This window comes from Lysinibacillus sphaericus (genome assembly GCF_005217585.1).
Taxonomy (GTDB): domain Bacteria; phylum Bacillota; class Bacilli; order Bacillales_A; family Planococcaceae; genus Lysinibacillus; species Lysinibacillus sphaericus.
Genome location: NZ_SZPT01000002.1, coordinates 1162525 through 1174415, shown reverse-complemented (window position 1 = coordinate 1174415; position 11891 = coordinate 1162525). Strand labels below are relative to the sequence as shown.

The window sequence follows — 11891 nt, the reverse complement described above, 5'->3', positions numbered from 1 at the left end:
ATAGGAGAAATATCATGATGGAGCTAAAAACATTTTTCAAATCCAAAGAAGGTAGTAAGGGGCAGTTAATTTGTTTTCCTTATCTAGGGGGCTATGTCAACTCATTCAATGAAATTGTGCGTGCAATGCCGGAGGATGTTGAAATATGGGTGGCGAATCCTCCTGGACATTTTGGTTCTCAACTCGAACTAATTAGTGATATTCATGAACTGATTTCGCTATATTATCAGGAGATATCAAAGATTATTCGCCCAGGAAGCGTATTTTTGGGGCATAGCATGGGTGGCGTAGTTTCATATTTTTTGTTAGAAAGAATGTTTCAAAATCAAGAAAAAATTCTTCCAAAAACATTAATATTATCTGCATCTGTTGCACCATCCAGTTTTGCAAATAAACAATATAGCAAGTTGAGTAATGAGGACTTGATAAAGCAAATACAGGTTTATGGTGGTATGCCAGAGGCTGTATTAAAAGACAAAGAGTTAATGAATATTATGCTTCCAATATTTCGCGCTGATTATGGCATTTTAGAATCCTCAGCAAAAGCGCCATACAAAAAAATTGATATCGAAACACATTTGTTATGGGGAGAAAATGATAAATCAGAGAATATTCGTTCAGCGATCATGTGGGATGATTATCTTGTTCAAGATTTAAATGTAACTTCTATTGAAAATGCAGAGCATATGTTTATTCATAATATGGAAAAGGAAGTTGTCACGTTCATCAATCAGTTTCTTAACTTAGAAGTTAAAGTGAGGTAGTTACTGTTCTTCCCAGGTCTATGGATTCTTAGATCTGGGAATTGAATGGTGCAACTTTTATAAACAGAGTGTCGCAGACGGAAAGAGCGTGTTTTACGGAAATAAAAAGAGGACTGCTTGCATAACAATAATACTTGAAAATGAGAAACCGATATTTGAAGCTGTTTTTACATATAAAAAGGTATTAGATTATGGAAAAAAATAAAAAAAATTCAAATATATATGTGTTATTTAACGGATAAAATTGTAAAATAATATTGGAGTAAATTTTTAAACGAAGGAGGATTCGAATTATGAATGACGTAAAGACAGATGCAGGATTTAAAAAGTTCTTGGTCATCTGGATGGGGGAGCTGATATCTAATATCGGTACTGGTATGACTGCCTTCGGTCTTGGCGTATACGTTTGGCAACTTACGAAATCCGCATTGGATGTTGCTATGGTTGAAATGGCAGCGCTACTTCCCATGATTTTATTCAGTCCGGCTGCAGGAGTTCTTGCAGATCGATTTGACAGAAGACTCCTTATGATTATTGGTGATTGTGTCTCAGGGTTGGGACTCGTTTTGTTATTAGTGCTAATGAATACAGGAAATATTCAAGTATGGCAAATCTGTCTTTGTGTAGGATTTAGTTCAGCCTTCGCATCATTATTAGATCCAGCGTATAAAGCAACACTAACGGATTTACTATCAGAGGATGAATATGCAAAGGCAAGTGGTATGGTGGGGATTGCTTCCTCTTCTAAATTTTTGATTTCACCAATTATTGGTGGTCTAATTTTAGCATTTTACAGTATGGAATTAATTATCATCATTGATATTTTGACACTTGCTGTAACAGTTTCAACAATTCTTTTTGTAAGAAAATCGCTTTCGGTAAAGCCTTTGGAGAAAAAAGATTTAGACTTTTTCAAAGATTTAAAAGAAGGCTGGCAAATTATTGTTGAATCAAAAGGGGTTATGCTTCTTATAGTACTGGTTTCCGTTTTAATGTTCTATATGGGAATTATTCAAGTACTATCAAAACCTATGATTTTATCATTTGCGAGTGAGAAAACAACCGGAATACTTCAGACAGTTGTAGCATGCGGTATGATGGTATCCAGTATTTTAATCGGTACAGGAATTATCAAAAGAAATTTTGTAAAAGTAATGGTCGTTAGTTTCATTGTATCTGGTATAACGATGGCAGGATTCGGCGCCACAACAAGTATCCCAGTTATTATTATTTCCGGATTTTTATTCTTTGCTTCATTACCATTTGCAACGACATGTATTGATGTTTTAATACGAAAATCGATAGACAATGAGAAGCAAGGTAGAGCATGGGGACTGATTTCTTTAATATCACAAATAGGTTTCGTCGTTGCTTACGTTATTGCAGGTGTTCTGGCCGATTACGTATTTAACCCAGCGTTAGTCGAAGGAGGCGTTCTAGCAAATTCTGTTGGAAAAATTATAGGTACTGGTGAAACAAGGGGAATTGGTTTTTTAATCATTCTTTCTGGAGTAGGACTAATAATTACGGCATTATTTGTTTCAAAATCTAAAGGTATTCGAGAAATGGAAAAACAAAAAGATACTGAGCTAATACCAACTGAGCAGTCAATTTAATAATAAAAATTTAATAAATAGTAAAGTCGTGTAGTTAGATGAAGGAGGAATAGCTTTGTTTCTGAAGATGGTAAAGAATGATTGCTACAGAAAGAAAATTGTTACGGCAACAATATTTATTTTTATAACGATGGCAGTAATCTTAGGAGCTAGTGCAACAAATATCATTGCAAATTTAACGCAGTCAATGTCAGAACTGCAAGAAAGAGCACACCCAGCCGATATCACGCAGATGCATGCAGGAGATTATAATCAGCGAGATATTGATAAATTTACAGAAGAACAACGTGAACATATTGCTATGCAGGAAACGATGGTTCTTCTCACTTTAGATGGAAATAATATACATTTTGGAAACAACAATACAATGGCAGGTACTGTACAGGACATATCATTTGTTGTTCAAAATAAAAGTTTTGACTATATATTGGATTTAAACAACAATAAGTTGGACGTAAAAGAAGGGACTGTAGCTGTTCCTATTTATTTTATGCAGCAATATGACTTAAAAGTTGGCGAAACGATTACGGTAAAAAGAGGCGATTATGAAAAGGACTTTACCATTTCAGACTATGCCCGAGATTATGAGATGAATTCTTCACTTACTTCGTCAAAACGTTTTGTTATCAATCAATCTGATTATAATGAAATGTTGGTCAATCAAGTAGGCGAACGCGAATATTTAATTCAATTCAAACTACATGAGACTGGCGATGCTCAAGCTGTTCAGACAGCATATATTGATGCAGGTCTTCCAGCAAATGGACCTACAGTTGGCGGAAAAATATTCTTAATATTTAATGCAATGTCAGATACGATTGTAGCAATGGTTATTATACTGATTAGTATTTTGCTTATTATTATTGCATCGCTTTGTATTAGACTGACATTCTTAGCAACGATTGATGAGGATTTAAGAGAAATCGGTGTAATGAAAGCGATCGGAATCTCTAAGAAAGATATTAAAAAGGTATATCTTAATAAGTATAGAGCTATATCTGTAGTTGCAGGTATTGTTGGATATTTACTGTCCTTTGTAGTTGTTAATCTGTTTACGGGGAATATGAGACTTTACATATCTTCTGATTTATCAGGTAACTTGAAATATGTACTTTCTCTTATAGCGCCATTATTTGTTTATTTCATCATTACGTTGTACTTCAAGAAAGTGCTAAAACGAATTGATAAGATTTCTGCTGTAGAAGCACTACGTTCAGATATTATGCAACGCGGTAAGAATAAGAAATATAGCTTCTCCCTGCTAAAAAATAAATTTTTCAGTACCAATATTTATATGGGGATTAGGGATGTATTTAAGCGTTTCAAATTATATAGATTACTTATCGTTATATTTGTTATCTGTACATTTATTATCATACTTCCAATAAGTGTATATAATACGATGAATTCACCGGAATTCTCTACTTATATGGGTGTAGGGAAATCTGATATGAGGATTGACCTTCGAAAAACAGATACGATTACAGAAGATTATAAAAAATTGCAAGAAGAGTTAGCAAATGATCCAGATATTGAAAAACACGCTGCTTATATTACAGGCTCGTTTCAAGTTAAAAATGCAGAAGGTGCATGGGATTATATAAATATTGAAACCGGTGATTTTTCAGTATTTCCACTAAGTTATTTGGAGGGATATGCGCCGAAAGAGGATGGAGAAATTGCTCTATCTTATGCGAATGCTTCTAAAGATGGATTAGATAAAAAAGTCGGAGATACGGTAATTGTAAAGGTTGCTGGAGCAGAGAAGAAGATGACAGTAAGTGGTATCTATCAAGATATTACAAATGGCGGGAAAACGGCAAAAGCAACAACAAGTCTGGAATTAAATGAAAATGCGATTCTTTGGTATATAGTGAACATGGATGTGGCTAAAGATGTCAATATTCCAGAAAAAATGGAATATTATCAAAGCCAATATGCCTCTGCACAGGTCAATGATATTAAAGAATATACTCAGCAAACGCTGGGCAATATTATTAGCCAAATGAGTACGGTTGTTATCGGTGGAATTGCCATTTCATTAATCATTATTGTTTTAATTACAGCCCTATTCCTGAGAATGTTATTATCAAAAGATATGTCTCAAATCGCTATTATGCGAAGCATGGGATTAACAGCCAATCATATTAAACAACAATATATGGCAGGAACACTACTAGTACTACTAGTAGGAATTTTCCTAGGTGTACTAGTTTCGAATTACTTAGGAGAGTATCTTGTAAGTATGGGGATGTCTTCTATGGGCGCTGCGAAAATAGAGTTAGTAAACGTTGCATGGCAGACTTGGCTACTATGTCCTTTAGCATTAATTGTAGTAGTTGGTATTACGATATCTGTGTGCTGTAAAGTAACCGTAAAAGATGATTTATCTGTTATTTTAAAGGGTTAAGAAGTAGAAAGACGATGCAATGGAGGAATAGATATGAATAATATTTTAGAGGCGACAAGAATTAACAAAATAGTAGAATTAGGGAAAAATAATGAACTGCATATTTTAAAAGATGTAAATCTAGAAATTAAAGAGGGCGAATTTGTAGCCGTAATGGGCCCATCAGGCAGTGGAAAATCAACACTTTTATATAATGTAAGTGGTATGGACCGAATTTCTTCTGGCGATGTACTTTTTAAAGGGAATGAGATTGGCAAACTAAAAGAAGAAAATCTAGCGAAGATCCGCTTAAATAATATGGGTTTTATATTCCAAAATATAAATCTTTTAAAAAACCTCTCGTTAATTGATAATGTTATGTTCCCTGCGCTTGTATCCAAAGATGCAGATAAAACTAAAGTGTATAAAAGAGCAAAAAAATTACTAGAGATGACTGGAATTGCAGCGCTTGAAAATAATAATATTAATCAAGCTTCAGGGGGCCAGTTACAAAGGGTCGCGATATGTAGGGCATTAATTAATGATCCAGATATTATATTTGGAGATGAACCGACAGGCGCATTAGATTCTAAATCTGCGACAGAGATTATGTCACTTTTAACAGAAATCAATAAAAAAGGAACAACAGTTATGCTGGTAACACATGATGCAAAAGTTGCTGCAAAAACTGAAAGAGTCCTATTTATGGTAGATGGAAAAATTGTCGCTTCTAAGAAAATGAATAAATTTGATGCGAAGGTTGACAATATTAAGGAAAGAGAAGAAAGCATTATGAAATGGATAGTGGAAAGTACCGATACTTATAGCAACAAGGATGAAGAGAAAATGGCCAAGTAATTTACGCTTTTGTATTTCTTGTTGCAAAATTATACTATAAAGTGAAATCCAAAGACTAGCAGTATTAAAATTTATATGGAGCACAATAATGATATATAAATATGCAATAAAAATAACAGAAAAAGCGTATCAAGATATTTTCCAACAATTTGAGCTAAGGATATCTGCTGAAAGAAAAGAAAAAGTAAGTAAATTTCACTTTGATGAAGATAAAAAGCGCTCTATATTGGCAGAAGTTCTTCTGCGTCATTCTTTAAAGAGGGACTTTGGCATGACAAATGACCATATTCATTTCACTATCAATGAATATGGTAAGCCTAATCTTCAAAATTTCGATCAGATTCATTTTAATTTGGCGCATTCAGGTGACTGGGTTGTATGTGCAGTGAGTGATACGCCTATTGGAATAGATATAGAACAAGTAGCAATGATAGAGATGGACATTGCAAAAGCCTATTTTACAAGCAGTGAGTATCAAGATATTTTAAGTCAACCAAAAGACAAACAAATACAGTATTTTTATAAACTTTGGACATTGAAAGAAAGTTATGTAAAGGCTGAGGGAAAAGGATTGACTATGCCACTTGATTCTTTTTCGTTTTGCATTCAACCCGAAACAATACAACTGTATGAAAGCAACCAACTGTCACAAAAGTATAGCTTTCAATTGTTTGATTTAGATGATTGTCATATCGTTGCCTTGTGTTCCAAGCAGTTATCGAAAGAACCGATTTCCATTGTTTCTTTTGACCATCTTGATATATGGTAATGTTCAGCGGGCTGTCCTAGTTATTTAGAGGACAGCCTGCTTTTTTACAGGGTTTTTGGAAACCGTTATATAGCCGCTTAGAAGTATCTAGTAAAATTACTTCGACCACCGTCATTTTCCCAACGCTCAATATCTCTTCCATCTTCGTCCCACACATCGGGTCTTTCCCTACCAGACATTTGACATCCCCTTTATCAAATCGTTCCTTTCTATAGTATGTGAAGTTGTAACTTTTAGTTCATAGAAAAGGTTGTAAGCGCTGATCAGTCGATGTAAATCCCCGATTAACCCATGTAAATCATTGATTCATTAGCGCCTAGTGTTGATAGAAAGTGTAACGACAATTTAGGAGGAAGCATTCATTTATTCCTTGCTAAAGCTATATTTTTGCATATGTGTCAAGTGACGTGGTGCATATACTGTGGTGAGGAGGGGGGAGGTGAGCATTTATGAGAATTAACTGGAAGATTCGATTCATGCATAAGCCGTTTTTATTAGCTTTATTTTCCATGCTGTTACTACTCGCTCAACAAGTGGGCGCCTTGTTTGGTTATGATTTAACAAGTGCAATGAGTGAGCAACTAACGTCCATTTTAAATACAGTATTATCGATTCTTGTTTTAATGGGGGTTGTTGTCGATCCGACTACGAGCGGTACCAGTGATAGTGAACGTGCCTTAATGTATCGAAAACCTCGATAAAATTCATGATATGTATAAAAAGTGTAATTTTACAATAAAAGTGAATGTGGTATAATGTAAGAAAATTCTAATCGCTAAGGGGGATGATGAATTGTCGCTAGAAATGGAGCAGCGAATTGCTAAGCTAGAAAAAGAGATGGTAGCGTTACGGCGGGAAATGGATGAGTTAAAGCACCAACAGTCACAAAAAAAGACTACGATACAAAACATCAACAAATCCATCACTGGCCAATCTGCCTTACCAATCGCAAAAGCTAAGCCAACACCACCAACTTCACCAATACCAACAGCAAAAACAAATGTACAACAAGGGCGTTCAATCGAAGAGCAAATTATGTGGGCGCTTCCGAAAGTATTTATGGTTATTTTAGTATTGGGTGTGTTATGGGGGCTAAAACTAGTTAGTGATTATGGCTACTTATCAAACGAGGTAAAAATCATCCTCGCTTATTTATTATCCATCGCATTAGCAACCATAGCATATGTAGTAGAACATAAAAAGCTAGGGTCATCAGCCGTAACCATTTCCTTATATGGAGGGGCATTTATCGTAGGTATTTTAACTACTGCTGCTGGTGCTATGCTATACGATGTATTGGGCTTAACATTAGCATTGTTTATTGCCATCCTATTCATTGGCTATGGCATAGCAATCAGCTATCTAAAGAAAAATGAGGTACTTACTTTATTTGTCAGTTTCACCTCATTGTTATTACCTTATTTACTAGAATACATGGATTTTAGCGCATACATTATATTATTCTTTGTCATTGTCTTATTTACAATGTTGCAATTTGTTATTCTTCAACATAAACAAAAAATTGCGCTTTATGTCGCTACTTTTTTCTCAATTTTGGCAATTAGTATTGTCGCCTTTATGAATAATGATAATCAAGGAATGTTTGCCTTAGGTTTGTTCATGACACTCGCTATTTTCTACACGAGTTGGTGTCGCTTGTATAATGTTGAATCGAAGTGGAAGCATATTTATGTTGGACTGCAATTTAGTTTAGGGGTCTTTAGCTTACTAATGATGAACTTGATAAGTAGTCCACTTGATTATAAAGAGCTCCTACTGTTCGGTTTATGTATGTTATTTATAGTTATAGCGGGTTATGGCTATAAGCAAAAATGGCAGGAGGCATTTGATAGTGCCGTAACACTCGCATTTATTACACTTTGTAATACGCTGTTGATTATGAATATACCAGAAAAAGTAGATGATTTACTTCTTCCATTCATACTATTTGCAGGCGTTATGATGAGCTTGCGACTTCGAGCAAGTGTGATGAAAGTTGTCAGTTCAATAGGGTTTTTCGTGGCAATGATTGTTAGCTTTGTTATACACGAGCCAACCCCATTTTTTAGTATAGAACATCTCGCTTTATTGATGCCAGGGGTATATCTCTTCATTATTTATATGTATGCATTACGTCGTAAAGAAACATTAAATGCCTTTGAGAAATGGATGAAAGATTTATATGTGCTTGATATAATAGCAGTTATTACAGCTAGTTACTTTATCGCCTATATAGGCAAGCTGGATAGTGTTTATATTGTAAGTGCTAGTAATACCCCACATCTAATGAGTATCAGCATAGTATTGTTGTTTGTAGGGTCACTGTTTCTACCAGTAACATTTAAAGGGCGGGCATTAACGCCAGTGCTGACTATGTTATTCTTGTTATTTACATTTATGTTAAACGTTATTCCTTCTAATATACAGGGGATTGAATGGCTCAATATTATGACACGGTTAACCTTCATTGCTACGATTAAGGCTATCATCCTGGATTTGCTCATGAAGGGACGTATTTATCGAATCTATCAAGACTATATGCCGAAATTTTTAGATGCCATTGTTAGTATAGGTGTAGTAAGTGCGATGCTAGCAGTATGTGGTCTTGTGTCACAACTTGCTTATAACGACTTACTAGATTGGAAGCTTAGCATTGCACTAACAACAATTACGCTCTTTCTAACGGCAAGCCTATCACTATGGCTTGGCGCAGTGCGGCACTTACGAATGCTTCGACTTTCCGGCTTTATCATATTAGCCATCGCCTTTATAAAGCTGATATTCTTCGACTTATCCGCACTCGATTTATTAATACGCGCAATACTTTTCATCTCAATCGGTGGCATCGGCATGCTACTGTCGGGCCGATTGTTGAGGAAATAAAAATAAAGACTGTTTACTAGTGTGACTAGTAAATGGTCTTTTATTTTACGGTAAATTTCTTTTGACGTAAAAAAGCCACTCAAATACGTGCTCTTTGAAAGTATTATTGAGTGGTGACAGGAACACGCATAGTGGCTGTAGAATTTTATAATTATCATTCACCAATAATGAAATCAAACTAGAAACATTAGCAGAATGTAGAGTCTACTATTACCACGACCGTCGAGGTCACAACCTTATTATAAAGGACAACAAGTATAAGCACTATGTTAGTTTAGGGGGTAAGAAAAATGGAAATGGCTTATACAATACTTGTATTCGTATTTGGACTTGTATTTGGTTCGTTTTTTAATGTGGTAGGTTTACGTGTGCCGATGAAGGAGTCACTAATCCAACCACCATCGCACTGTACGACCTGTCAGAGGCAATTGACGGCAATAGATTTAATACCTGTATTGTCCTATATATTTTTAGGAGGCAAATGTCGTAGCTGCGGGCAAAAAATTGCATGGATTTATCCATTAATCGAGCTGCTGACCGGGATATTATTTGCCTTTTCATATTGGCAATATGGATTAAGTGAACAATTTATCGTGGCATTATTATTGATTTCATTATTGGTGATTGTGGTTGTATCGGATATTACCTATATGCTTATACCAGATAAAGTGCTATTGTGCTTTTTGCCATTATTGGTGATTGGGCGTATGCTAGCGCCTTTGACGCCTTGGTGGGATAGTATTGTAGGTGCTGTCGTTGGCTTTGGCGTAGTATATAGTATCGCAGTTGTGTCGCGTGGTGGAATTGGTGGTGGCGACATAAAATTATTCTTTTTACTCGGCCTTGTATTAGGTACAATCCACACACTATTGACATTATTTATAGCAGCCGTTATTGGAATGGTTGCTGGAATGATTGTGCTGCAAGTGCGCCAGCAAGGTAGAAAAACAGCGATTCCATTTGGCCCTGCCATCGCACTAGCAGCGGTCATAGTGTATTTCTATGGAAATGTCATAATACAGTGGTATGTAGGATTATGGTAAGGAGGGAGATAGATGAAACCAATTATAGGTATAACGGCGTTTGCGGAAGATGATTTATCATCGAGATTAAATGTAGCCTATAGCGAAAGCATTATTGAGGCTGGAGGGATCCCATTTATTATTCCGCTGGGGGTAGAGGAAGATGCGGCACAAATTCTATCGTTAACGGATGGTTTACTTTTATCGGGTGGGCACGATGTTCATCCATTTGAATTTGGTGCTGAACCTTTACCAAGGCTAGGAAAGATACACCCGGAGAGAGACAAGGTGGAACTGGCCTTACTTAATGCAGCCTTTACAAGGAAAATGCCGATATTCGGTATTTGCCGTGGTATTCAAATGCTCAATGTTGCATTAGGTGGAACATTATACCAAGATGTTGATAGTGAATATCATAGTAGTAAACTGTTAAAACATGCACAACAAGCAGCTCGTGGCGTCGCAACGCATTATGTTCACATAACACCTCATACATTGTTAAAAACAATTATTGAAGAAGAAAAAATTGCTGTTAATTCCTTTCATCATCAAGCAGTAAATGTTTTAGCAGAGAAGCTAGTCGTTGCAGCAAAATCTAGTGATGGTCTAGTCGAAGCGGTGGTCCATGAAGAGTTTCCGTTTTGTCTAGCGGTTCAGTGGCACCCAGAAGAACAGGCAATTGTAGGAGATATTGCTGCACAAAAACTTTTTTCAGCTTTCGTTAAAGCGAGCATGCTATATAAAAGAGAAGCATAGGGATGACAGCTAAGAAACCAAACGAAAATTTAATAGTTTAGCCTTTAAATACAGTCTTTCACATAGAAAAGGCTGTATTTTTATTGTCATAATTGGAGGTATAGTTTAAGAGAAATTCTAACTATGCAAATTGATAATTACTTCAAGGCAAAAGGCAGTTACGCAGAGTTTCTTCAGGTAATTACAGTGAAACAAAGGATTAATAATAAATGTTATAATTGCATTTATATGTTAAATAAAGGGGTGGTTGTAATGGAATATAAATTATTAGTGGAAGAGGATTTAAGTAAATGTACCGAAACATTTATTGAAGTATTTAATGATGCGCCTTGGAATGATAAATGGACATTTTCGCAAGCTAAAAAATATTTATTAGATTTTTATCAGACACCTGGATTCTTAGGAGTTTTAGCAATAGAAAATGACGAGATTTTAGGCTGTATTTTAGGAGTCAATAGAGTTTGGTGGAGCGGAGATGAATTCTTTATTAATGAAATGTACGTAAAACAACAACAGCAGAATAAGGGAATTGGAAGAGCGCTGTTAAATCATTTAATTAAAGAACTCGATAATAACAAAATAGATAACATTGTACTGCTGACAGATAGAGGGATACCTGCCGAAGAATTTTATAAAAAAAATGGTTTTGAAGAAATAGAAAGAATCATCTTTCTACATAAGAACATTAAACAATCGTTATCACGTTGATGAACTTAATGATATATGCCATAGAACGCTCCTAAATGTAAGTTTGAGCACACATGCAAAAGCCACGAATGTTATCCCATCAACATTTCGTGGCTTTCCTAATCGAACATTATTTTTTCGCAAAAT

At 35.4% G+C, this 11891-nt stretch carries 10 protein-coding genes; all 10 read left to right on the top strand.

Going from position 1 to position 11891, the window contains the following annotated elements; translation table 11 throughout:
• The first annotated feature begins 14 nt into the window (after positions 1-14).
• The 10 genes from FC748_RS11330 (at position 15) to FC748_RS11285 (ending at position 11765) form a co-directional block, all read left to right on the top strand.
• A complete protein-coding gene (locus tag FC748_RS11330; RefSeq protein WP_108029591.1) occupies positions 15-764 on the top strand; it encodes a thioesterase II family protein in 750 nt (249 codons plus the stop codon).
• A 293-nt stretch (positions 765-1057) separates the two neighbouring features.
• Positions 1058-2380, top strand: a complete 1323-nt coding sequence (locus FC748_RS11325; RefSeq protein ID WP_024361540.1) for an MFS transporter — start codon at positions 1058-1060, stop codon at positions 2378-2380.
• A 55-nt stretch (positions 2381-2435) separates the two neighbouring features.
• Complete coding sequence (locus FC748_RS11320; protein ID WP_108029592.1) at positions 2436-4790, top strand: ABC transporter permease; 2355 nt, start codon at positions 2436-2438, stop codon at positions 4788-4790.
• 33 nt (positions 4791-4823) lie between these two features.
• The gene (locus FC748_RS11315) at positions 4824-5627 is read left to right on the top strand and encodes an ABC transporter ATP-binding protein (RefSeq protein WP_025218877.1); all 804 of its coding nucleotides are present in this window, start codon (positions 4824-4826) and stop codon (positions 5625-5627) included.
• A gap of 88 nt (positions 5628-5715) precedes the next feature.
• Positions 5716-6396 (top strand): 4'-phosphopantetheinyl transferase family protein, encoded by a 681-nt coding sequence (locus tag FC748_RS11310; protein ID WP_108029593.1) that lies wholly within the window; start codon positions 5716-5718, stop codon positions 6394-6396.
• 449 nt (positions 6397-6845) lie between these two features.
• Positions 6846-7097 carry a phage holin gene (locus FC748_RS11305; RefSeq protein ID WP_024361536.1) on the top strand — a complete coding sequence of 84 codons (252 nt, stop codon included), beginning with the start codon at positions 6846-6848 and terminating at the stop codon, positions 7095-7097.
• Between the two features lie 91 nt (positions 7098-7188).
• On the top strand, positions 7189-9279 hold the full coding sequence (locus FC748_RS11300) for a DUF2339 domain-containing protein (RefSeq protein WP_108029594.1): 2091 nt from the start codon (positions 7189-7191) through the stop codon (positions 9277-9279).
• Positions 9280-9569: 290 nt separating this feature from the next.
• On the top strand, positions 9570-10322 hold the full coding sequence (locus tag FC748_RS11295) for a prepilin peptidase (RefSeq protein ID WP_108029595.1): 753 nt from the start codon (positions 9570-9572) through the stop codon (positions 10320-10322).
• A gap of 12 nt (positions 10323-10334) precedes the next feature.
• A complete protein-coding gene (locus FC748_RS11290) occupies positions 10335-11057 on the top strand; it encodes a gamma-glutamyl-gamma-aminobutyrate hydrolase family protein (RefSeq protein ID WP_024361533.1) in 723 nt (240 codons plus the stop codon).
• Positions 11058-11309: 252 nt separating this feature from the next.
• The gene (locus FC748_RS11285) at positions 11310-11765 is read left to right on the top strand and encodes a GNAT family N-acetyltransferase (protein WP_025218880.1); all 456 of its coding nucleotides are present in this window, start codon (positions 11310-11312) and stop codon (positions 11763-11765) included.
• Positions 11766-11891: the final 126 nt, after the last annotated feature.